Annotated in this window: 20 protein-coding genes and 1 pseudogene; 15 read left to right on the forward strand and 6 right to left on the reverse strand. The window is 64.3% G+C overall.

Going from position 1 to position 21,246, the window contains the following annotated elements:
• Positions 1 to 13: 13 nt before the first annotated feature.
• The 5 genes from KVT37_RS17025 to KVT37_RS17045 all read left to right on the forward strand — a co-directional run bounded on the left by KVT37_RS17025 (position 14) and on the right by KVT37_RS17045 (position 4,807).
• Positions 14 to 1,081 carry an ABC transporter permease gene (locus KVT37_RS17025; RefSeq protein WP_217575097.1) on the forward strand — a complete coding sequence of 356 codons (1,068 nt, stop codon included), beginning with the start codon at positions 14 to 16 and terminating at the stop codon, positions 1,079 to 1,081.
• Between the two features lie 196 nt (positions 1,082 to 1,277).
• Positions 1,278 to 2,204, forward strand: coding sequence for a nickel transporter permease (gene nikC / locus KVT37_RS17030; RefSeq protein ID WP_217575099.1), 927 nt, complete (start codon positions 1,278 to 1,280; stop codon positions 2,202 to 2,204).
• Positions 2,205 to 2,214: 10 nt separating this feature from the next.
• Positions 2,215 to 3,051 (forward strand): ABC transporter ATP-binding protein, encoded by an 837-nt coding sequence (locus KVT37_RS17035; RefSeq protein WP_217575101.1) that lies wholly within the window; start codon positions 2,215 to 2,217, stop codon positions 3,049 to 3,051.
• Positions 3,048 to 3,797: an ABC transporter ATP-binding protein gene (locus KVT37_RS17040; protein WP_217575103.1), complete on the forward strand. Its 750-nt coding sequence runs from the start codon at positions 3,048 to 3,050 to the stop codon at positions 3,795 to 3,797. Before KVT37_RS17035 ends, KVT37_RS17040 begins: the two co-directional genes overlap by 4 nt.
• 77 nt (positions 3,798 to 3,874) lie before the next feature.
• Positions 3,875 to 4,807: a TIR domain-containing protein gene (locus KVT37_RS17045; protein WP_217575105.1), complete on the forward strand. Its 933-nt coding sequence runs from the start codon at positions 3,875 to 3,877 to the stop codon at positions 4,805 to 4,807.
• On the opposite strand, the gene KVT37_RS17050 is transcribed toward KVT37_RS17045, so the two are convergent.
• Genes KVT37_RS17050 through KVT37_RS17060 form a run of 3 tightly spaced genes read right to left on the reverse strand, consistent with a single transcriptional unit; the run spans position 4,808 to position 9,947 of the window.
• Positions 4,808 to 7,897 carry an efflux RND transporter permease subunit gene (locus KVT37_RS17050; protein ID WP_306796960.1) on the reverse strand — a complete coding sequence of 1,030 codons (3,090 nt, stop codon included), beginning with the start codon at positions 7,895 to 7,897 and terminating at the stop codon, positions 4,808 to 4,810.
• Positions 7,897 to 8,970, reverse strand: a complete 1,074-nt coding sequence (locus tag KVT37_RS17055) for an efflux RND transporter periplasmic adaptor subunit (protein ID WP_217575107.1) — start codon at positions 8,968 to 8,970, stop codon at positions 7,897 to 7,899. The genes KVT37_RS17050 and KVT37_RS17055 overlap by 1 nt, the downstream gene beginning before the upstream one ends.
• The gene (locus KVT37_RS17060; protein WP_308642636.1) at positions 8,967 to 9,947 is read right to left on the reverse strand and encodes an efflux RND transporter periplasmic adaptor subunit; all 981 of its coding nucleotides are present in this window, start codon (positions 9,945 to 9,947) and stop codon (positions 8,967 to 8,969) included. Before KVT37_RS17060 ends, KVT37_RS17055 begins: the two co-directional genes overlap by 4 nt.
• Between KVT37_RS17060 and KVT37_RS33940 the strand changes: the two genes are divergently transcribed.
• A complete protein-coding gene (locus KVT37_RS33940; RefSeq protein ID WP_308642637.1) occupies positions 9,940 to 10,206 on the forward strand; it encodes a hypothetical protein in 267 nt (88 codons plus the stop codon). The genes KVT37_RS17060 and KVT37_RS33940 overlap by 8 nt on opposite strands.
• 152 nt (positions 10,207 to 10,358) lie before the next feature.
• A complete protein-coding gene (locus tag KVT37_RS17065) occupies positions 10,359 to 11,636 on the forward strand; it encodes a 4-aminobutyrate--2-oxoglutarate transaminase (RefSeq protein WP_217575111.1) in 1,278 nt (425 codons plus the stop codon).
• 44 nt (positions 11,637 to 11,680) lie between these two features.
• Here KVT37_RS17065 and KVT37_RS17070 read toward each other — a convergent pair whose 3' ends face one another.
• From KVT37_RS17070 to KVT37_RS17080, 3 genes are read right to left on the reverse strand one after another with little or no spacing between them, the layout of a single operon-like run.
• A complete protein-coding gene (locus KVT37_RS17070; protein ID WP_217575393.1) occupies positions 11,681 to 12,007 on the reverse strand; it encodes a type II toxin-antitoxin system RelE/ParE family toxin in 327 nt (108 codons plus the stop codon).
• A gap of 3 nt (positions 12,008 to 12,010) precedes the next feature.
• Entirely contained in the window at positions 12,011 to 12,241 is a 231-nt protein-coding gene (locus KVT37_RS17075; RefSeq protein ID WP_217575113.1) for a type II toxin-antitoxin system ParD family antitoxin, read from the reverse strand.
• 38 nt (positions 12,242 to 12,279) lie between these two features.
• The gene (locus KVT37_RS17080) at positions 12,280 to 13,533 is read right to left on the reverse strand and encodes an NAD(P)/FAD-dependent oxidoreductase (protein ID WP_217575115.1); all 1,254 of its coding nucleotides are present in this window, start codon (positions 13,531 to 13,533) and stop codon (positions 12,280 to 12,282) included.
• Positions 13,534 to 13,965: 432 nt separating this feature from the next.
• On the opposite strand from KVT37_RS17080, the gene KVT37_RS17085 reads away from it, so the two are divergent.
• The 8 genes and pseudogenes from KVT37_RS17085 to KVT37_RS17120 all read left to right on the forward strand — a co-directional run.
• Positions 13,966 to 15,255 (forward strand): imelysin family protein, encoded by a 1,290-nt coding sequence (locus KVT37_RS17085; protein ID WP_217575117.1) that lies wholly within the window; start codon positions 13,966 to 13,968, stop codon positions 15,253 to 15,255.
• A gap of 110 nt (positions 15,256 to 15,365) precedes the next feature.
• Entirely contained in the window at positions 15,366 to 15,677 is a 312-nt protein-coding gene (locus KVT37_RS17090; RefSeq protein WP_217575119.1) for a (2Fe-2S)-binding protein, read from the forward strand.
• Positions 15,643 to 16,128, forward strand: a complete 486-nt coding sequence (gene bfr, locus KVT37_RS17095) for a bacterioferritin (protein ID WP_217575121.1) — start codon at positions 15,643 to 15,645, stop codon at positions 16,126 to 16,128. Before KVT37_RS17090 ends, bfr begins: the two co-directional genes overlap by 35 nt.
• Positions 16,129 to 16,254: 126 nt before the next feature.
• The gene (locus KVT37_RS17100; RefSeq protein ID WP_254634095.1) at positions 16,255 to 17,742 is read left to right on the forward strand and encodes a di-heme oxidoredictase family protein; all 1,488 of its coding nucleotides are present in this window, start codon (positions 16,255 to 16,257) and stop codon (positions 17,740 to 17,742) included.
• Positions 17,742 to 18,815 carry an imelysin family protein gene (locus KVT37_RS17105; protein ID WP_217575125.1) on the forward strand — a complete coding sequence of 358 codons (1,074 nt, stop codon included), beginning with the start codon at positions 17,742 to 17,744 and terminating at the stop codon, positions 18,813 to 18,815. The genes KVT37_RS17100 and KVT37_RS17105 overlap by 1 nt, the downstream gene beginning before the upstream one ends.
• A gap of 3 nt (positions 18,816 to 18,818) precedes the next feature.
• Positions 18,819 to 19,934, forward strand: a complete 1,116-nt coding sequence (locus tag KVT37_RS17110) for a DUF1513 domain-containing protein (RefSeq protein ID WP_217575128.1) — start codon at positions 18,819 to 18,821, stop codon at positions 19,932 to 19,934.
• 125 nt (positions 19,935 to 20,059) lie between these two features.
• Positions 20,060 to 20,752 carry a tRNA (adenosine(37)-N6)-threonylcarbamoyltransferase complex dimerization subunit type 1 TsaB gene (gene tsaB, locus KVT37_RS17115; protein WP_217575130.1) on the forward strand — a complete coding sequence of 231 codons (693 nt, stop codon included), beginning with the start codon at positions 20,060 to 20,062 and terminating at the stop codon, positions 20,750 to 20,752.
• Positions 20,752 to 21,240, forward strand: a pseudogene (locus KVT37_RS17120) (GNAT family N-acetyltransferase); the annotation flags it as partial. The gene tsaB and the pseudogene KVT37_RS17120, both read left to right, overlap by 1 nt.
• Positions 21,241 to 21,246: the final 6 nt, after the last annotated feature.

A 21,246-nucleotide genomic window follows, 5' to 3' on the forward strand; every position in this document is an offset into this window, starting at 1 on the left:
TCGGACGCGCCTCGTGAGCGTAGCTGAAAACCAGGCGGCGGCAGGGCGCGGCAGCGCCCGTGCCGTCGCCATTCTATCGTCGCTTGGCCGCTTCCTGGTCATCGCCGTGACGACCTATCTCGGTCTTCTCGCGGTGACCTTCTTCATCGGCCGCGTCATCCCGATCGATCCGGTGCTGGCGGTGTTGGGCGACCGCGCGCCAACCGCTGTCGTCGAACGCACGCGCCGCGAGATGGGGCTCGATCTGCCCTGGATCGAGCAGTTCTATCTCTATGTCAAAGCAGCGTTGAGAGGCGACTTCGGCACCTCGGTGCTGACCACCAATCCGGTGATGTCCGACATCCGCCGGGTCTTTCCGGCAACGATCGAGCTGGCGACGCTGGGCACGCTGATCGGCGCCGTCCTTGGCGTGCCGCTCGGCGTGCTGGCCGCCGTCAAACGCGGCAGCCTGATCGACCAGATCGCGCGCATCATCGGCCTGATCGGCTATTCGGTGCCGATCTTCTGGCTGGGACTGCTAGGGCTCGTCCTGTTTTATGCCAAGCTGCAATGGGTCGCCTTTCCGGCGCGACTCGACGTCGTCTACGAATACACCTTCACGCCGATCACCGGCTTCTACCTGCTCGACTCGGCCATGCAGGGCCAATGGGACGTCTTCTACGACGCCTACCGCCACATCATCCTGCCGGCCGCGCTGCTTGGCTATTTCGCGCTCGCCTATATCAGCCGCATGACCCGCTCCTTCATGCTGAACGAGCTGGCGCAGGAATATATCGTCGCCGCGCGCGCCAAGGGCCTGTCGGAAACGCGTATCATCTGGGGCCACGCGCTGCGCAACGCCGCCGTGCCGATGGTGACGGTGATCGCGCTGTCCTATGCCAGCCTGCTCGAAGGCTCGGTGCTGACCGAGACCGTCTTCTCCTGGCCGGGCATCGGCCTCTACATCACCAATTCCCTCACCAACGCCGACATGAACGCCGTGCTCGGCGGCACCATCGTCATCGGCTCCGTCTTCATCGCCATCAACCTCCTGTCGGACCTGCTCTACAGGCTGCTCGATCCGAGGACGAAGACCGGATGAGCAGAGCTATCCCGCTTTCGGGTCTGGCTGCGGCCAATCACCCCCACTCCGGCTCTTCGGGCCACCTCTCCCCCTGCCCGGGGGAGAGGAAAAACCGCTCGCACGCTTGGCGCCTTTCCTCTCCCCCGTCGAACGGGGGAGAGGTGGTCTGCGAAGCAGACCGGAGCGGGGGTCGACGGCGTCAGGAGACGTTGTCATGACCGCCTCCGACGCCGGCCATCTCTCCCGTCGCGAATGGTTGCTTAGCGACCGGCCGGCCTCGCGTGTGCAGGCGAGGCTCGGCCGCGCCTATGTCGCCTGGCGGCGCTTTTCCGCCAACCGGCTGGCTTTGGTCGGCCTGCTCATCATCCTCGCACTGGTGGTGGTTGCCGCCCTTGCCGATGTGCTGGCGCCTTACTCGCCGACCGTCGGCGACCTGAAGAACGCCCGCCTGCTGGCGCCGAGCGCCGCGCATTGGTTCGGCACCGACGACCTCGGCCGTGACATCTATTCGCGCATCGTCTACGGCTCGCGCTGGACGCTTTATGTCGTCATCCTGGTCGCCGTCATCGCCGCGCCCATCGGCCTTTTGGTCGGAACGGTCGCCGGTTATGCCGGCGGCTGGACCGACACGATCCTGATGCGGATCACCGACATCTTCCTCGCCTTTCCCAAGCTGGTGCTGGCGCTGGCTTTCGTTGCGGCGCTCGGCCCCGGCATCGAGAACGCCGTGCTGGCGATAGCCATCACCTCCTGGCCGCCTTACGCGCGCATCGCCCGTGCCGAAACGCTGACGGTGCGCAACTCCGACTATATCAAGGCGGTGCAATTGATGGGCGCCTCGCCTTTCCGCATCGTGCTGCGCCACATCATGCCGCTCTGCATCTCCTCGCTGATCATCCGCGTGACGCTCGACATGGCGGGCATCATCCTCACCGCCGCCGGCCTCGGCTTCCTCGGCCTCGGCGCGCAGCCGCCGCTGCCCGAATGGGGTGCGATGATCGCGTCCGGCCGCCGCTTCATTCTCGACCAGTGGTGGGTTGCCGCGGCCCCGGGTGCCGCCATCCTCATCGTCAGCCTCGGCTTCAACCTGCTCGGCGACGGCCTGCGCGATGCGCTCGACCCCCGGAGTGGCGACCAATGAGTGGCGATCAATGAGCGACACGCTCCTCGAGGTCGACGATCTGCGCGTCACCTTCCCGACCCGCACGGGCCTCGTGCAGGCTGTGCGCGGCGTTTCCTTCTCGCTGGGCCGCGAGCGTCTCGGCATTGTCGGCGAAAGCGGCTCCGGCAAGTCGCAGACCGGCCGCGCCATCATGGGGCTGACCCCGCCGCAGGCCGAGGTTTCGGCCAGGAAACTCGCCTTCGACGGCATGGATTTGCTTTCCATATCGCCACGTGAGCGGCGCGCGCTGCGGGGAAACCGCATCGCCATGATCCTGCAGGATCCGAAATATTCGCTCGATCCGGTGATGACCATCGGCCGCCAGATCGTCGAGACGCTGCGCACGCATGAAAAAGTCTCCAAGGCCGAGGCACGCGAACGGGCTTTAGCCATGCTGCAGGCGGTGCAGATCCGCGACCCGGCCCGCGTCTTTGACCTGTATCCACATGAGGTCTCGGGCGGCATGGGCCAGCGCGCTATGATCGCCATGATGCTGATCACCGGGCCGGAGCTGATGATCGCCGACGAGCCGACCTCGGCGCTCGACGTCACCGTGCAGCTCGACGTGCTCAAGATCCTCGACAAGCTCGTCGCCGAGCGCGGCATGGGCCTGATCTTCATCTCGCACGACCTGCGACTGGTTTCGTCCTTCTGCGACCGGGTCGTCGTCATGTATGCGGGCAAGGTGGTCGAGCAGATCAAGGCCTCCGATCTGCGCGATGCCCAGCATCCCTACACGCGCGGCCTGCTCAACTGCATGCCGAGGATCGGCTTCGAGCGCCATCCGTTGCCAGTGCTCGACCGCAAGCCGGAGTGGGCGGCATGACGGCTGCCATCGCCATCGAGGGGCTGGAAGTCGTCTTCGACCGTTTTCGCGCGCTGAAGGGCGTCAGCCTCGAAGTTGGCGAAGGTCAATCCTACGGTCTGGTCGGCGAGAGCGGTTCCGGCAAGTCGACGCTGCTGAGGGCGATCACCGGCCTAGTGCCTATCGATTCCGGCACCATCACTGTCAACGGCAAGAGACTTGGCAAGACCCGCGACAAGGCCTTTTACCGCGACGTGCAGATGGTGTTCCAGGATCCGTACGGCTCGCTGCATCCGCGCCAGACCGTCGACCGGCTGCTGCAGGAGCCCCTCGCGATCCATGGCATTGCCGATGGCGAGAAGCGCATCGAGCGCGCGCTTGACGAGGTCGGCCTCGGCAATGGCTTCCGCTTCCGCTACGCGCATCAACTCTCCGGCGGCCAGCGCCAGCGCGTGGCGATTGCGCGTGCGCTCATCCTCGAGCCCTCGATCCTGCTCCTCGACGAGCCGACCTCGGCGCTCGACGCCTCGGTCCAGGCGGAGGTGCTGAACCTATTGGAAGAAGTGCGGCGCCGCCGCAAGCTCACCTTCCTGATGGTCAGCCACGACCTCGCCATCATCACCCATATGTGCGAGCGGCTGATGGTGATGCAGAATGGCGAGGCGGTGGAGACGCTGACGGCGAGCCAGCTGATCGGCCATCGCGTCAGCGAGGACTATACGCGCAACCTGCTCAGGGCGAGCGAGGGGTTTGTGCGGACAGCCTGAGCTTTTCGCGTCGCCAAGCCGGCCCTCGACTCTCGAAAAATAGCATATTAGCGTTGCAGTCTTGCGGGGGAGAAGGTTTGAACGTTTCTCCAAAAATAATCGTCAATGCAGCAAGGCGAGAGAACCTTTCGCCAGATCAATCTGCTTTTCTGGAAGCATTGTCCCGGAAAATTAGTGACTGCGGGTACTCGCCACTTGATGTCGATGGGGTGGCGTCGCTGACAGATCAGGTTGCGGCCATAAGGAGAATCCAAGGCGTCGTTGTCGTCGCATTTGCGCAGTGGAGCGCCTCCAGAATTTTCGTTCGCCGTAAGTCGAGTGCTACTCTCCCAAGTGAATTCAATCATTTATACATCGCACTAGCCAGTGCCCTGCAAAAGCCGCTCCTTGTGCTTCGAGAACAGGGGGTGACTGAACGTGGCGCTCTTCGCCCTACGATGGGACGCCCGGCTTTGAAAATCCCCTCTGAAATGGACCGGGATTGGCTCGACAGTGAGGAGTTCGAGGCAGAGTTTCGGCGCTGGCGTAGACAGATAGACAGCTCATGCCACGTTTTCTTTGGGTACGCTGGTGTCGCTTCCGACACCGCGAATCAACTCATTTCGTGGATGACCAAGAAGAATATTAAAGTGCTTGATTGGAAAGATTTTAACCCGTCTTCATCCATATTTTCTGGAATTGCATCTGCAGCAAAAGAGGTTTCATTTGGATTGTTTCTTCTTACGGCAGATGATGTCAAGAAATCGAAAAATAAAGAGATATTCACTCCACGCGACAATGTCGTATTTGAAGCTGGCTACTTTGCTGCTGCCAAGGGACTGGACCGTACCCTTCTAATCGTCGAGGATGGCATAAGCCTTCCATCCGATCTGGGTGGTATCATCTATTTGCGGCTTGATGGGCGCAAGAACGTGTCTTCGATTGAAGGGCGATTGGCCGATTTCCTCGAAACCGCATTGCAGCCACCGGATGGCTGCCAGCCTCGAGTGCCAAACCCGGGTCGCCACTAGTTAAGACATGTTTGCGCCGACCTCCGGAGTAGGCGTACCTCTCTGGCTCTCCGGCTCCTTGATCCGGAACCACGTCACATAAAGCGCCGGCAGGAAGAGCAGCGTGATCGCCGTGCCGGCGATGATGCCGCCCATCATGGCGTAGGCCATCGGTCCCCAGAACACTTCGCGCGCGATCGGGATCAGCGCCAGGCTGGCGGCGGCCGCCGTTAGCGCGATCGGCCGCATGCGGTGCTCGGTCGCTTCGATCACCGCCGCCCAGCGATCCTTGCCTTCGGCGACGAGGTCCTCGATCTGCACGATCAGGATGACCGAGTTTCGGATCAGGATGCCGATCAGCGCCAGCACGCCGAGGATGGCGACGAAGCCGAGCGGCGCGCCGCTGGGCACCAGCGCCGCCACCACGCCGATCAGCCCGAGCGGCGCCACCGCCACCACCAGGAACAGGCGCTGGAAGCTCTGCAACTGGATCATCAGGATGGTCGCCATGACGAACAGCATCAGCGGCACGACGGCCGCGATCGGTCCCTGGCTCTTGGCGCTTTCCTCGACCGAGCCCGCGGTCTCGACCGAATAGCCGGGCGGCAGCTTGGCGATAAAGGCGTCGACCGACGGCTTCAGCTCGTTGACGACGGTCGCCGGCAGCACGTCGCCGACCAGGCCGGCGCGTACGGTGATCGTCGGCGTGCGGTTGCGGCGCCAGACCGTCGGCTGTTCGAGGTCGTAGCGGAAGTTGGCGATTGCCGCCAACGGGATCGACTCGCCGGTGCCAGTCGGCAATTGCAAGTTCTGCAGCGTCGAGATCGAACTGCGGTCCGCCTCGCGCGAGCGCGCCACGACATTGATCAGATAGGTGGCGTCGCGCACCTGGGTGATCGTCGCGCCGCCGACCGTGCTGTTCAGCGCGCTGGCGATATCGGAGGAAGTGATGCCGAGCTGGCGCGCCTTGTCCTGCAGCACATCGACCCTCAGCATGCGCTGCGGCTCGTTCCAGTCGAAGGTGGGCGCGGCAAGCTTCGGATTGGCCGAGATCAGGCCGGCGAATTGCTGCGCCAGCTCGCGCACCGTCTGGATATCGGGGCCGCCGACGCGGTATTGCACCGGGCGCCCGACCGGTGGCCCGAGCTCCAGTGGCTTGACGAAGGCGTCGGTGCCGACGAACTCCGCGCGCAGCAGCTTTTCCAGCGCCGGCTTCACCCGATTGCGCGCCTCGATGCTCTTGGTGACGATCACCGTCTGGCCGAAATAAGGATTGGCCGGCTGCACGTCATAGGCAAGCAGGAAGCGCACCGCGCCCTGGCCGATATAGGAACTGAAATGATCGATGTCGGGATTGCCGACCAGCGCCCGCTGTTCGAAGCGTTCCATCTGGTCGCGTGTCTCGGTGATCGAGGAGTTCTGCGGCAGGTTCCAGTCGACGACCAGCTCCGGCCGGTCGGATGGCGGGAAGAATTGCTGTTGTACGAGCCCGAAGCCGGCGATCGACGCCGCGAACAGAAGCACCGTCACGATGATGGTCAGCCAGTGCCGGCGCACCGACAAGACAAGGATGCGCCGGAACATCGAGGTGAAACGTCCGGGCTGGTCGTGATGCTTCTCTTTCATCGTCGCCGGCAGGATGGTCACGCCGAGCAGCGGCGCGAACAGCACCGCCACGATCCATGACACTAGCAGCGACACCGCGATGACGACGAACAGCGTGAAGGTGTATTCGCCGGCGGCGCTCGAATTGAGGCCGATCGGGATGAACCCGGCGACCGTCACCAGCGTGCCGGTCAGCATCGGGAAGGCGGTCGAGGTGTAAACATAGGTGGCCGCCTTGCGCAGATTGTCGCCGACCTCCAGCCGCGCCACCATCATCTCCACCGCGATCATCGCGTCGTCGACCAATAGCCCCAGCGCAATGATCAATGCGCCGAGCGAGATACGCTGCAGCGAGATGCCGAGATAGGCCATGACCGTGAAGGTGATGGCCAGCACCAGCGGGATCGACAGCGCCACGACGAAGCCGGCGCGCATGCCGAGGCTGATGAAGGAGACCGCGAGCACGATCGCCACCGCCTCGAACAGCGCCCGCGTGAAACCCGACACCGCCTCCTCGACGATGACCGGCTGGTCGGCCACCAGATGCACGCCGACGCCGACCGGCAGGTCAGCCAGCACCTTCTGCATCTCCTCATGCAGCGCCTCGCCGAATTTGAGCAGGTTGGCATTGGGCTTCATGCCGATGGCAAGGCCGATCGCATCCTGGCCGTTGAAGCGGAACAGGGACGTCGGCGGGTCGACATAGCCGCGCCGGATCGTCGCCACATCGCTCAGCCGGAAGAAGCGGTCGTTGACGCGCAAATTGATGGCGCGCAGGCTTTCCTCGGAGGTGAACTGACCGCCGACGCGAACGCTGACGCGCTCCGGTCCGGACTGGATGACGCCGGAGGGCGTGATCGCGTTCTGCGCCTGCAGGCTGGCGACGATTTGCTGCTGGTTGAGGCCGAGCGCCGCGATCTGCCGGCTCGAGAATTCGAGATAGATCGCCTCGTCTTGCGCGCCGACCAGGTCGACCTTGCCGGCATTGGGCACGGTCAGGATCTTGGTGCGGACGTCCTCGACATAGTCGCGCAATTGGCGCGGCGTCAGCCCGTCGGCGGTGAAGGCGTAGATGTTGCCGTAGACGTCGCCGAAGCGGTCGTTGAAGAACGGTCCCTGCACGCCTTGCGGAAACTGCGCCTTGATGTCGTTGACCATGTTGCGCACCTGAAGCCAGTTCGGCACGACATCGCGCGCCTTGGTGGTGTCCTTCAGGTTGACGAAGATGACGGTCTGGCCGGCGGTGGTGACCGATCTGGTGAAGTCGAGGCTGTCGAGCTCCTCGAGCTTCTTCTCGATGCGGTCGGTCACCTGCTGCACCGTCTCCCTGACCGAGGCGCCGGGCCAGTTGGCCTGGATGATCATGGTCTTGATGGTGAAGGCGGGGTCTTCCTCGCGGCCGAGATTGAGATAGGAGAAAATGCCGGCCACCACGAAGACCAGCATGAAATACCAGACCATGGAGCGGTGGCTGAGCGCCCAGTCGGAGAGGTTGAAGCCCTTCATCAGACGCCGCCCTCCGGCACTTTGACCTTCTGGCCTTCGCTCAGGCTGTGGACGCCGGCCGTGACGACGCGCATGCCGGCCTCAAGCCCCTCCGCCACCGTGAAGGAGCCGCCATTCTTCGAAGCGACCTTGATCTCGCGCGCGCTCACGCTGGACGATTGCGGATCGACGATCCAGACCTTCTCCGAACCGTCCTTTTCGAGCAGCGCCGATATCGGCAGTTCGATCGTCGGCGTGACCTTGGTCATGCGCGTTGCGGTGATCGTCGAGCCCAGGCGGAAGGCCGTCGGCGGATCGACCAGTGTCAGCCGCACGCGGCGGCTGCGGGTCGAGCCCTCCGATTGCGGCGCGATCTCGCGCAGCGTGGCGTCGGTTTTGATGGTCGGCAGCGATTGCAGGATGATCTCGAACGGCGTGCCGACGGTGAGATCGCCGATCAACTGGTCGGGAATGTCGACCACGGCCTCGCGCGGGTCGGTGCGCGCCACGGTGACGACCGTCTGTCCGGCCGACACCGTCTGGCCGACCTCGGCGCCCACCGCGGTGACGACGCCGTCGAAATCGGAGAACAGCCGGGCATAGCCGAGCTGCTCCTGCGATTTGGCCAAGGCTGCATTGGCGCGCTCGACGCCGGCTTCCGCCGCCTGCCGCGCTTGTTTCGCGGCATCGAATGTGGCCTGCGAGGTGTTGGCCGAGGCAAGCAATTGCCGCTGGCGATCCTCGCTGGCGGCCGCATTGGTGAACTGCGCCTGCGCGTTCGACAGATCGGCTTTCGAAGCCTGGACGGCAAGCTCCAGCGCCGTCGGGTCGAGTGCCGCGATCGTTGTGCCCTTGGTGACGAGGTCGCCGACCTTGACGTCGCGCGAGACGACGCGGCCGAGCAGGCGGAAGGCAAGGTCGGCGCTGTATTGCGGTTCGACCGAGCCGGCAAAGCCGAAGGTCTCGACGGTCTTCGGCTCGACCACCAGCGACAGCACCGGCCGGACGACCTCCGGCGGCTTCTCCTCCGAGCGCGAGCAGGCGGCAAGCGCGGCGAGGACCAGCAGGGGAGCGATGTGCGACAACCGGCTCATTGGCTTGCCCCCGCCACCTCGACCGTCTGTCCCGGACTGAGCAACTGCCCGCCGGCGGTGACGACGCTCTGGCCTTCCTGCAAGCCCTTATCGACGACGACCACGCCGGAATCGAAGGCCAGCACCTCGACCGGCGCTGTCGCCACCGCCTTGCTCGACGGGTCGACGATCCAGACGGCAGGCTTGCCGGCAGTCGAGGTCAGCGCCTGCCAGGGCAACAGGATGGCCTTGACCGACTTGGCGCTGACCGTGCCGATCACGGCCGCGCCCAACGGCATGCCGGCAGGCGTGTCGGGAATGCCGATCTTGACACGGATCGACCCCGACGCGGTATCGACCGCCGGCGAGATCTCACGCACCTTGCCCACCGCCCTGACCTGCGGGTCGCCAAGCAAGGTGATCGTCACCGCGGGAGAAGGCGGCGTCTGGGCCACCAGCGTCTCTTGCACGTTGAAGACCGCGTCACGGTCGCCGTCCTCGGCGATGGTGAACACCGTCTGCGCCGCCTGAACCACTTGCCCGGCCTCGACCTGACGCGCCGTGATCACGCCGGCGGCGCCCGCCTTGAGCTCGGTGTAGGAAAGATTTTCCTTGGCGTTGGCCAAGGCGCTCTGCGCCGCGTCGACGCTGCCTTGCGCCACTTTCAGCGTCTGGTCGGCGGTGTCGAAATCCCGCCTCGTCGTAAAGCCTTGCGAAAGCAGCGTCTTTTGCCGCTGATAAGTGGCCGCCGCCTGGGTGAGCTGCGCCTGCGCGGCATCAAGATCGGCCTGCGCCGAACGCAGATCCGATTGCTGTTCCTGCGGATCGATGCGGGCCAGCACCATGCCCTGGTCGACATGCTGGCCGACATCGACCAGCCGCTCGGCAACGCGGCCACCGACGCGGAACGACAGATTGTTGAGAGTGCGGGCCGCGATCACCCCGGTCAGCGAGGTCCGCGGCGCATATTCCGCGAGAGCGACCTTCTGCGTGGTCACCAACACCGGCAATTTCTTATCCGCCGCCTGCTGCTTCTGGCAGCCGGATGTCGAAAGCGCCGCGCCGGCGCAAGCCAGCAGCAACACGGTTTTTGAACGGCAAAGAAGGCGGAGCGGTGAAGACGGCAAGGCGGACGGTGTCGCGTTCCTGCTCATGGTTCCCCTCAACCCGTGGGAGCCGCTCCTGACGGCGGCACGTAGCGGACGAAGTGAGATTAATCGATCGGCGGGAAAAGGAAACCATTTCTGCGGTGCGTAGCGGCAGGCTGGTTAAAGGCCTTTTCCAGCCCTGGCAGGCCCAATCGACTAGGCCATAGTGCCGACTTGAGGAAAACGTGAAATAAGGTCAGAAGGGTTTCGATCAACGGAACGGGGCCAATCTCGATGAGGGACGGCCCGATGAGGAACGCCATGAAGAATTCAGCCATTTCCGAACGCAAGAACCAGTCGATCTCGCGCGGCGTCGGCATGACGACGCAGATCTACGCCGATCGCGCCGAGAATTCGGAAATCTGGGATGTCGAGGGCCGCCGCTATATCGATTTCTCTTCCGGCATCGCCGTGGTCAACACCGGCCACCGCCATCCGAAGGTGATCGAGGCGGTCAAGGCGCAACTCGACCGCTTCACCCACACCTGCCACCAGGTGGTGCCCTATGAAAGCTATGTGCGTTTGGCCGAGCGCCTGAACGGCATGCTGCCCGGCAAGTTCGAGAAGAAGACCGTCTTCGTCACCACTGGCGCCGAGGCGGTGGAAAACGCCATCAAGATCGCCCGCAATGCCACGGGACGCCAGGCCGTCATCGCCTTTTCCGGCGGCTTCCACGGCCGCACCTTCATGGGCATGGCGCTGACCGGCAAGGTGGTGCCTTACAAGGTCGGCTTCGGCGCCATGCCTGCCGATGTCTTCCATGCGCCGTTCCCGGTTGCGCTGCACGGCGTCTCTGTCGCGGATTCGCTCGCCGCGCTCGACAAGCTGTTCAAGGCCGATGTCGATCCGGGCCGTGTTGCCGCCATCATCGTCGAGCCGGTACAGGGCGAGGGCGGTTTCTACGAAGCGCCGCGCGATTTCATGGCGGCATTGCGCAAGATCTGCGACCAGCACGGCATCCTGCTCGTCGCCGACGAGGTGCAGACCGGCTTTGCCCGCACCGGCAAGATGTTCGCCATGGACCATCATGACGTGGCGCCCGATCTCACCACCATGGCCAAGAGCCTGGCCGGCGGCTTCCCGTTGTCGGCCGTCACCGGCCGCGCCGAGATCATGGACGCGCCCGGCCCCGGCGGCCTCGGCGGCACCTATGGCGGCAGCCCGATCGGCGTCGCCGCCGCGCACGCCGTGCTCGACGTCATCGAGGAAGAAAAGCTCTGCGACCGCGCCAACGCGCTGGGCAGCAGGCTGAAGCAGCGGCTGGAATCGATCCGCGACGACGTGCCGGAGATCGTCGACATCCGTGGCCCCGGCTTCATGAACGCTGTCGAGTTCAACGACGTGAAGAAGGGCCTGCCGTCGGCTGAATTCGCCAATGCGGTCAGGCTGAAAGCGCTCGACAAGGGCCTCATCCTGCTCACCTGCGGCGTCTACGGCAACGTCATCCGCTTCCTGTCGCCGATCACCATCCAGGACGGCGTCATGACCGAGGCGCTGGATATCCTGGAGACCTCGATCCGCGACGCGCGGGCGGCCTGAGGGACGGCGCAGCATTCCTCCTGGCGGCCTGCTCGAATGGGCCGTCAGGAGCCCGGATTCTGCAACCAGGCCGGAATATCCATTTTGGCGTGAAGCACGCGCCACACATCGATATGGTCGGTCTGTTCCACGTAGAAAATCAGGTACGGATAGCGCTTGAACTGCAGGCTGCGCAGACCAGGCAGTCCAAGTTCGTAGCCATGCCTCAGAGAGCCCGATGCCGGATGGCTGGCTATCAGCTCGTAGGCGTGTTGAAGATCCTCGATATAACCTAACGCCACACGCGAACCAGCTTCACGTGCATAGTAGTCAACGGCGTCCTCAATATCCCGCAAAGCAAGCGTTCGAGGAATAACCGCCTTTGTGGCCACCAACTATTGGCCCTGCGCCCGTTTTCGCAGCGCTGCGAAATAGTCGTCGTCGACGGGAGCGCCCGGCGCGGATGACGCGCCCTCGAGAAGCAGACGACGCAGAAGTTGACGATCCTGATCGTGGCGGATCAATTCACGCACATATTCGCTGCTCGTGCCATAGCCGCGATCCGTCACTTGCTGATCGACGAAATTCTTCAAGCTGTCGGGCAGTGAGATGTTCATCGTGCTCATTCAGCCAATGTATGGCTAGTGGCAAAAATTGGCAATCTCTACGCGCTGGCCCTGGCCGGTTCGTCCTGGCCGAAGGCCGCAAGCGCCGCCTTCAGCGCATCCGGCCCCGCCGCTGCCGTCTCCGGCGCCGGGGAAAAACCGGCGCCGAGCATCTTGCGGCCAAGCATGTGGTCGGCGGGGCGATTGACGGATTCGATACCGAGCAGCCGGTTGCCGGCATAGTGGTAGATCGAGAACTTGTTCTCGGCGGGATCGCCGAGCACCACATGGTGATCGCCGCCCTGCGTCAGCCCGACCATCTGCAGCTTCATATCGCCGATATCCGACCAGAACCACGGCACGGCGGCGAAGGGCTCGGCATGGCCGAGGATGGTGCGGGCGGCAAGCCGCGCCTGGTCGGTGGCGTTCTGCACCGATTCCAGCCGCACGTCGCCGCCGGTGAACCAATGCCGATAGGAGGCGGCGTCGCCGATGGCGAGGATTTCTGGGACAGAAGACTGCATATGCTGGTCGACGCGGATGCCGTTGCCGACAGTTAAGCCGGCGGCTTCCGCCAACTCGACATTGGGTACGACACCGATGCCGATGATCACCATCTGCGCCGGCAGGCGTTCGCCGCCCGACGTGACAGCGGCCGAGACGCGGCCGCTTTCGCCCTCCAGACGAGCGACGGTAGCGCCGGTCAGGATGCGAACGCCGATCGCCTCCAGGCGCTGGCGCACATGGGAAGCGATGACCGGCGCCACGGCGCGGCCGAGCAGCCGGTCGACGGCTTCCACGACAGTAACGTTGCGGCCGGCGGCCCGCAGTGTCGCCGCGATCTCCAGGCCGATGAAGCCGCCGCCGAGAATGACCACGTCCTCGGTTTGGGCGCTGAGCTCGCGGATCAGGCGCGCATCGGCCAGCGAGCGCAATGAGACCACGCCGGCAAGGCCGGCGCCGTCGAGCTTGAGCAGCCGCGGCCGCGAGCCGGTCGCAAGTACCAGCCGGTCGAAGCCGAGCGTTCCGCCGCCTGCGACAGTCAATCGGCCCGCGCCGGCATCGATGCTCTCGATGCGCATGCCCGGCCGGTAATCGATGTTGTTGCCGGTGTAGAAGGCCTCGCCGCGCAAGGGCTGCGGCTTGGCCTCGGGGTCCTTGATGAAGGTCTTGGACAGCGGCGGCTTGTGATAGGGCAGTTCCTGCTCGTCGCCGATCAGGACGACAGGCCCTTCATAGCCCTCTTCGCGCAAGCTGGCGGCTGCCTGCACGCCGGCATGGCCCGCACCGACAATCACAACCCCGTTCGTCATCGCAATCCTTTTTGTCTTGAAATCTAGGCTCTTGCGCCAAGTGGCGATTGTCTGCCGCCGCCGCAAGAGCCGTGGATCGGGTCGCACCCAGAACGGCTGACTGTCAATCGAGCCACCGCCGAACTTTCCTGTCTCGCCCGACCTTAAAGTTGACATTTGTAGTTTAGAATAATTCTAAACTATTGTTTCAATTGCATTTTTCCTATGACCCCCGTTGACATCTGGGCTCTCCATCGCTTTATGGAGGGCTGCGCGCAAAGCGCATCCCCTTTGATGTCTGGGCCTTGAACCCTTTCGATTGGAGGCAAGTGAGTGTCTTTTTATCGCGAACCGCGCATCGGCGCGGCCACAATTTTTCCCGGCATGCTCATGCCTCGGCGCGGGTGGACACACGCGCCTTTTGTCAAATTTCCAAAGAACTGGAGAAGGATAATGACGGCACGTAATGGCGGCAGGCTGGCTGCGATCTGCGCCACGGCTGCGTTGACGGCGGCGGTGTTCGTGTTGCCGGCCAAAGCCGAGACCGACGCGAAAGCGGTGATCAAGACCTATGCCGACATCGCGCTGGCCAAGTATGAGGATTCGCTGACCACCGCGCAGGCGCTGGACAAGGCGGTCGACGCGCTCATCGCCAGCCCCTCGGCCGATACCTTGAACGCCGCGCGCGAAGCCTGGAAGGCGGCGCGCAATCCCTACCAGCAGACCGAGGTCTATCGCTTCGGCAACAAGATCGTCGACGACTGGGAAGGCAAGGTGAATTCCTGGCCGCTGGATGAGGGCCTGATCGACTATGTCGCCAAGAGCTATGGCACCGAGTCGGACGAGAACGCGCTCTATACGGCCAACGTCATCGCCAACAAGGAAATCGAGATCAACGGCAAGAAGGTCGACGCCTCGAAGCTGACGCCGGAATTCCTCTCCGGCACGTTGCAGGGCGCCGGTGGCGTCGAAGCCAATGTCGCGACCGGCTATCACGCCATCGAATTCCTGCTCTGGGGCCAGGATCTGCACGGCACCGGCCCGGGCGCCGGCGAGCGTCCCTATACCGACTACGATCTCAAGAACTGCACGGGCGGCAATTGCGATCGTCGCGCCGAATATCTGAAGTCGGCGAGCAACCTCCTGGTGTCCGACCTGCAGGAGATGGTCGACAACTGGAACGAAGACGGCGCCGCGCGCAAGAACCTGACCGACGGCGACACGAATGCCGGCATCTCCACCATCTTCACCGGCATGGGCTCGCTCTCCTATGGCGAGCTCGCCGGCGAGCGCATGAAACTCGGCCTCTTGCTGCACGATCCGGAGGAGGAGCACGACTGCTTCTCCGACAACACCTATAACTCGCATCTCTATGACGCCGTCGGCATCCGCGACGCCTATCATGCCAGCTACAAGCGGCTCGACGGCTCCGTGGTTTCCGGTCCGTCGGTGTCCGACATGGTGAAGGCCGCCGATCCGGCGATCGACAAGGAGCTGTCGGGCAAGCTCGACACCAGCGTCGCCAGGATGGAGGCGATCAAGGCGCGGGCGCTCGCCGGCGAGGCCTATGACCAGCAGATCGCCGAAGGCAATACCGAAGGCAACGCCACCGTGCAGGCGGCGATAGACGCCCTGATCGACCAGACCAAGTCGATCGAGCGCGCCGTCGGCTCGCTCAAGCTCAACCAGATCGCCTTCGAGGGCTCCGACAGCCTCGACGCTCCCGACAAGGTGTTCAAGTAGAGATTAGGCACGGTCCGACCAGGCGACAGCCGGTTTTTGGACAAGATCGTGCCCGATTGAAAAGACCAGCCATACGGCGCCGGACCGGCGCCGTCAGCCAGAGCAAGTAGATGCTGATCTGCCATTGCAACATCATCACCGAAAAGGAGATCGAGCAGACGATCGTCGGCCTGCTGGATGAGGATCCGTGGCAGCTGATCGTGCCCGCGAAGGTCTATCACGCGATGCGCAAGCGCGGCCGCTGTTGCGGCTGTTTCCCAAATGTGGTGGAAACGATCATTCGGGTCACCGAGAACTACCACGCCCGCTCAGAGGTGGGGGACGTGGATATCGTTTCACACCTGGATCGCGTGCGAGGCTTGCGCGGCCAATACGGGAGCAGAACCCATGAAAGGCGAACCGCAGATCATCGAGCGGCTTAACGAAGCTCTGTTTCTGGAGCTTGGGGCCGTCAACCAGTACTGGGTGCATTACCGTCTGCTCGAGGACTGGGGCTACACCAAGCTGGCAAAGAAGGAACGCGCGGAATCGATCGAGGAAATGCATCACGCCGACCGCCTGATCGCGCGCATCATCTTCCTCGAAGGCCATCCGAACCTGCAGTCCGTCGCGCCATTGCGTATCGGCCAGAATGTCAAGGAAGTGCTCGAATCCGATCTGGCCGGCGAATATGACGCGCGCACCGCTTACAAGCGCTCGCGCGAGATCTGCCACGACGAAGGCGATTTCGTCTCGATGAAGCTGTTCGAGGACCTTTTGACCGACGAGGAAGGCCATATCGACTTCCTGGAAACGCAGCTCGACCTGCTTGCCTCGATCGGCGAGGAGAAGTACGGCCTGCTCAACGCCGACTCGGCTAACGAGGTGGGGTAAGGACATGCGGGAATGCGGCGCCCCGTAGATTTTTCGCGCCGCGCGTGGTGGGCCGCAATCGACGCCCTGCCGCTTCAGAAGACCCCGCGATACCGGATCTATCGCGGGGCATCGCTTTTGCTGGCGATGCTGCTTTCCGTTCCCGCCATGGCCGGTGGGCCAGCCGATCTGCCGACAATCCGCACCGACCTAACGCCGAAGGATCAGGCGCGGGTCCTTGCGGTCACCAGGCCAACGACCGATTTCACCAAGCCCGAGCCGTTCGAGCTGATGCAGGGCGGCGCCGGCACGTCGCGCAAGGATGTCAACCGCGACGCCTTCTCGCAATCCTCAGCCAACATCACCTTCGAGGAAGAGGGCACCTTCAAGCTCGGCGACGCGCTCTTCCGCAAGAACTGGGTATCCTCGCCCTCTTCGACCCAGGCTTCGGACGGTCTTGGTCCGCTGTTCAACGAGCGCGCCTGCCAGAACTGCCACCTGAAGGATGGCCGCGGGCGCCCCCCGGAAGGGGATGCCGGATCGACATCGATGTTCCTCAGGCTCGCGCGCGACGCGAGCAGCGCCGAGGAAAAGGCAGCGCTTGCCGACCACAAGCTGCTGAACTTTCCCGATCCGGTCTATGGCGCGCAATTGCAGGATCTGGCGGTTCCAGGCCTCAAGGGCGAGGGCCGGATGCATGTCGATTACCAGGAGCAAAAAGTGACGCTCGGCGACGGAACCGTCGTTGCGCTGCGCAAGCCGAGTTATTCCGTCGAAAATCTCGGATATGGCCCGCTCGATCCGCGCACCACATTGTCGCCGCGCCTGACGCCGCCGATGATCGGGCTCGGCCTGATCGAGCAGATTGCGCCTGCCGATATCCTTGCCCATGCCGATCCGGACGACCGCGACGGCGACGGCATTTCGGGCAGGCCGAACATCGTGCGCGATGCGCTGAGCGGCCAGACCACTCTGGGCCGCTTCGGCTGGAAGGCGCAGACCGCCTCGATCCGCCAGCAGGCGGCCGATGCCTTTGCCGGCGATATCGGCATCTCGACGCCGGAAATGCCGAAGCCCTGGGGCGATTGCACGCAGGCCGAGAAGGATTGCCTTGCCATGCCGAACGGCGTGCAGCAACGTCTGGGTGCGGTCGAGGCGCCGCCGCCGGTGATGGATCTCGTCACCTTCTATTCGCGGAACCTTGCCGTACCGGCACGCCGCGATCTCGACACACGGCAAGTGCTTGGCGGCAAGAAGCAGTTCTACGAGATGGGCTGCATTTCCTGCCACACGCCGAAATTCGTCACCTTGCGCGGCACGCCCAACAAAGCGCAGGCCTTCCAGCTGATCTGGCCGTATTCCGATTTCCTGCTGCACGACATGGGCGAGGGCCTTGCCGACGGCCAGCAGGTAGGTGAAGCAAACGGCAGCGAATGGCGCACCCCGCCGCTCTGGGGCATCGGGCTCACCGCGACGGTCAACGGCAACACGTTCTACCTGCATGACGGTCGCGCCCGCACGCTTGCCGAGGCGATCCTGTGGCATGGCGGCGAGGGCCGGAAGGCGCGCGACCGGTTTGCCGGCGCCACGGCGGCCGATCGTGACGCGCTGATCAAATTCCTGGAGTCCCTCTGATGCCGAAACGCCTGGTCCTTGCTCTTCCGTTCCTTCTGGCCGCCGCGCTGCCGGCACCGGCCGCGGTCAAGGCTTCCGATGTCATCGGCCGCGCCATCGACGGCTTCGTCCGCCCGGCCTATGCCAGCCTCGACGAGCATGCGGTGGGTCTGATCAAGGCGATGCACCAGCTTTGCCAAGCGCCGTCCGGGGAGCATCTCGAAGCAGCGCGCTCGGCGTTTTCCGGTACGGTCGAGGCCTGGTCGGTGGCCGAGATCATCGCCTTTGGGCCGATCAAGGAAAACAACCGGCTGGAGCGCATGCTCTATTGGCCGGACCGCAAGAGCATCGGCCTGCGGCAGGTGCAGTCGACGCTCGCCGCGAAGGACCCCTCAGCGACCGATCCGGTGCAACTGGCGCAAAAGAGCGTTGCCATGCAGGGCCTCGGCGCGCTCGAATATGTGCTTTACGGCGAAGGCGCCGAAACGCTCGTTCAGAAGGACGATCCCTATCGCTGCGCTTACGGCGCGGCGGTCGCCGGCAACATCGAAACGATCTCGGGCGAGGTGCGCGACGCCTGGCAAAAGCCAGACGGCTTTGCCTCGCTCTGGGCCAATCCCGGCCCGAAAAACCCGCTCTATCGCGACGGCAATGAAGCGGTGACGGAGCTGGTCGGCGTCTTCATCAACGAGCTGGACATGATCCGCGACGTGCGGCTCAAGGGCTTTCTCGGCGGCAAGGCGGACGCCGACAAGCCGAAGCAGGCGATCTATTGGCGTTCGCGGAACACCACCGCGTCACTGGCCGGCAATCTGTCCGGCATCGACCAATTGTTCCAGGCTTCCAAACTCGGTGATGCGCTGCCCACCGAGGCACAATGGATGGCTGAATCCATCCACATCCAGCTCGCCAATGGTGTTGCGACCGCGAAATCCGTCAGCGGCCCGATCGACAAGGCGCTCGCCGATCCGGCGCTGCGCGACAAGCTCGAGCATTTCGCGCTGATCACCTCCAGCCTCTCGACCCTGATCGGTACCAGGATGACCGCCGAGTTCGGCCTGACCGCCGGCTTCTCGTCGCTGGATGGGGATTGACCGATGGCCTGGTCGGGCACACCACTCATCGATCGCCGCGATTTCCTGCGCGCCGCCGGCGCCGGGTTTGCCGCTGCCATGGCGCCGCGCGCCTGGGCCGACACGCTTGCCGCGGACGCGGTCTTTGCCACGGCCTTCGTCAAGCGCGACGGCAGTTTCGGGGCTGCCGTGCTCTCCGAGGCGGGAAAGATCCTGCATACGATCGATCTGCCGGATCGCGGCCATGACGTCACTTTCGATCCGGCGTCGAAGCGGTCGGTCGTCTTCGCCCGCCAGCCCGGCACTTTCGCCGTCGTCTTCGACCATGCCGGCCGCGACAAGCCGCTGACCATTGCCAGCATCACCGGCCGGCATTTCTTCGGCCATGGCGTGTTTTCGCCCGACGGCGCGCTGCTTTATGCGACCGAGAACGATTTCGACAACGCCGCCGGCGTCGTTGGTGTCTACGACGCGCGCGCGAAATTCAGCCGCATCGGCGAATTCCCCACCTACGGCATGGGGCCGCACGAGTTGCTGCTGCTCGGCGATGGCCGCACGTTGGCCATCGCCAATGGCGGCATCGAAACCCATCCTGACTATGGCCGCGCCGAGCTCAACATCGCCACGATGAAGCCGTCTTATACGCTGGTCGACCGCGTCACCGGCGACCTGATCGAAAAGCACGAATTGCCGCCGGCGCTGCATCAGCTTTCGATCCGCCACATGGATCGCGACCAGACGGGCACCGTCTGGTTCGGCTGCCAGTATCGTGGGCCAGGGACCGACCGCCCGGCGCTGGTCGGCCGCGCCGCGCGCGGCAAAGGGCTCGAGCTGCTGGAGATGCCGCGGGACGTGCTCTCCGGCTTCCGCAACTATATCGGCTCGGTCGCCGCCAATCCCGCGACAGGCACGGTCGCCGTCACCTCGCCGGAGGGCAATTCGCTGGCCGTCATCGATGCCGCCAGCGGGCGCGTGGTCGCGACGAGGTCGCTGGTCGAGGTCTGCGGCGTGGCGCCCGACGGCACCGGCTTCATGGCAACGACGGGCGCAGGCGAAATCGTCGGTGGCGCCGGCGCCACCCGTTCCGAGCCGGACTATGTCTGGGACAACCACATGCTGCGCATTGTCGCGACGGCGTGATCGCCGCGCGTGGAAGCGAAGCCGCTTAACATTTCTCCGCCTTGGCCCTTGCGGTGACGGCCCATGCCGGGCAGAGGGAATTGTGTTTCGATCCAGCTCGTTAACCGGCCTATGAAGCTGCCCGCATGAAGCTGCTTGCCATCGACTGTGCCGCCAACCTCTGCGCCGCCTGCGTCTATGACGCGGGCGCGGGGAAGGAGCTTGGCCGCGAGGTGCGCGATCTCGGCAAGGGTCATGCCGAGCATCTGATGGCCGTCATCGAGACCGCCCTGCAAACCGGAGGCGTCGGCTACCCTGACCTCGACGCCGTTGCCGTCTCGATCGGTCCCGGCTCCTTCACCGGCCTGCGCGTCGGCGTCTCCACCGCGCGCGGCCTGGCGCTGGCGCTGAAAATCCCGGCGATCGGCGTGACGACACTGGAAGCCTTGGCCGCTGAGGGTGCGTACGCCTTTCCCGGGCGCGCGGTGCTTGCCGCGCTCGATGCCGGCCGCGAGGAAATCCATGCGGCGCTCTACGATGGAGCGTTAGTTGAGACTTACGGACCGTCGGTAACCACGCTCTCCGAGGCAGTGTCCATGGCCATCGGCGCCGAAGCGGTGCTTGTCGGCACGGCCGCGCCGGCGATTACCGCGGCCGCCGGACGTGCCTTCGCCACCGGTCCGGTTGCCGTCACCGCCGACATCGCGACCTATGCCAGGCTGGCCTCTGCCAGAAAGCCGGGCGAAAAGCCGAAGCCGCTTTACCTGCGCGGCGCCGACGCCAAGCCGCAGGCGGGTTTCATTCTGCCGAGACAAGACCCGGGGGAGAAAGATCCCTGATGCGCATCCCGTTCTTTCAGCCGCGCCGCAGGGATTATGCGCTGGAGCCGCTGACGGTCGCTGACAGCGCCGCCGTTTCGGTGCTGCATCGCGAGGATTTCGTCCGGCCCTGGACCGATGGCGAGTTCGCGGCACTCCTCGAACAGGACACGGTGTTCGGCTATGCGGCGCGTGAGACCGGCCAAGGCTCCAAGCCCCCGGTCGGCTTCGTGCTGGCGCGGCTTGCGGCCGGCGAGGGCGAAATCCTGACCGTGGCCGTCGCCCGCACGCATCGCCGCCAGGGCCTTGGCTGGCAATTGATGGATGCGGTGCTGCGCGAACTGCATGCGCAGCGCGCCGAGGCGCTCTTCCTCGAGGTCGACGAGACCAATGCGCCTGCGATCGGGCTCTACCGCAGGCTTGGCTTCCGCCAGGTCGGTCATCGGCCGAACTATTATCGCTCGACCGAGCACGGTCCGACCGGCGCGCTTGTCATGCGCCAAGTGAGAGTGTTA

The organism is Mesorhizobium sp. GbtcB19 (assembly GCF_019091085.1).
GTDB lineage: Bacteria > Pseudomonadota > Alphaproteobacteria > Rhizobiales > Rhizobiaceae > Mesorhizobium.

Excerpts from the sequence above, each read along its gene's own strand:
- nikC (WP_217575099.1), top strand. The coding sequence starts at position 1,278 with ATGACCGCCTCCGACGCCGGCCATCTCTCCCGTCGCGAATGGTTGCTT.
- KVT37_RS17035 (WP_217575101.1), top strand. The coding sequence starts at position 2,215 with ATGAGCGACACGCTCCTCGAGGTCGACGATCTGCGCGTCACCTTCCCG.
- KVT37_RS17040 (WP_217575103.1), top strand. The coding sequence starts at position 3,048 with ATGACGGCTGCCATCGCCATCGAGGGGCTGGAAGTCGTCTTCGACCGT.
- KVT37_RS17050 (WP_306796960.1), bottom strand. The coding sequence starts at position 7,897 with ATGAAGGGCTTCAACCTCTCCGACTGGGCGCTCAGCCACCGCTCCATG.
- KVT37_RS17055 (WP_217575107.1), bottom strand. The coding sequence starts at position 8,970 with ATGAGCCGGTTGTCGCACATCGCTCCCCTGCTGGTCCTCGCCGCGCTT.
- KVT37_RS17065 (WP_217575111.1), top strand. The coding sequence starts at position 10,359 with ATGAAGAATTCAGCCATTTCCGAACGCAAGAACCAGTCGATCTCGCGC.
- KVT37_RS17075 (WP_217575113.1), bottom strand. The coding sequence starts at position 12,241 with ATGAGCACGATGAACATCTCACTGCCCGACAGCTTGAAGAATTTCGTC.
- KVT37_RS17080 (WP_217575115.1), bottom strand. The coding sequence starts at position 13,533 with ATGACGAACGGGGTTGTGATTGTCGGTGCGGGCCATGCCGGCGTGCAG.
- KVT37_RS17085 (WP_217575117.1), top strand. The coding sequence starts at position 13,966 with ATGACGGCACGTAATGGCGGCAGGCTGGCTGCGATCTGCGCCACGGCT.
- KVT37_RS17090 (WP_217575119.1), top strand. The coding sequence starts at position 15,366 with ATGCTGATCTGCCATTGCAACATCATCACCGAAAAGGAGATCGAGCAG.
- bfr (WP_217575121.1), top strand. The coding sequence starts at position 15,643 with ATGAAAGGCGAACCGCAGATCATCGAGCGGCTTAACGAAGCTCTGTTT.
- KVT37_RS17100 (WP_254634095.1), top strand. The coding sequence starts at position 16,255 with ATGCTGCTTTCCGTTCCCGCCATGGCCGGTGGGCCAGCCGATCTGCCG.
- KVT37_RS17105 (WP_217575125.1), top strand. The coding sequence starts at position 17,742 with ATGCCGAAACGCCTGGTCCTTGCTCTTCCGTTCCTTCTGGCCGCCGCG.
- KVT37_RS17110 (WP_217575128.1), top strand. The coding sequence starts at position 18,819 with ATGGCCTGGTCGGGCACACCACTCATCGATCGCCGCGATTTCCTGCGC.
- tsaB (WP_217575130.1), top strand. The coding sequence starts at position 20,060 with ATGAAGCTGCTTGCCATCGACTGTGCCGCCAACCTCTGCGCCGCCTGC.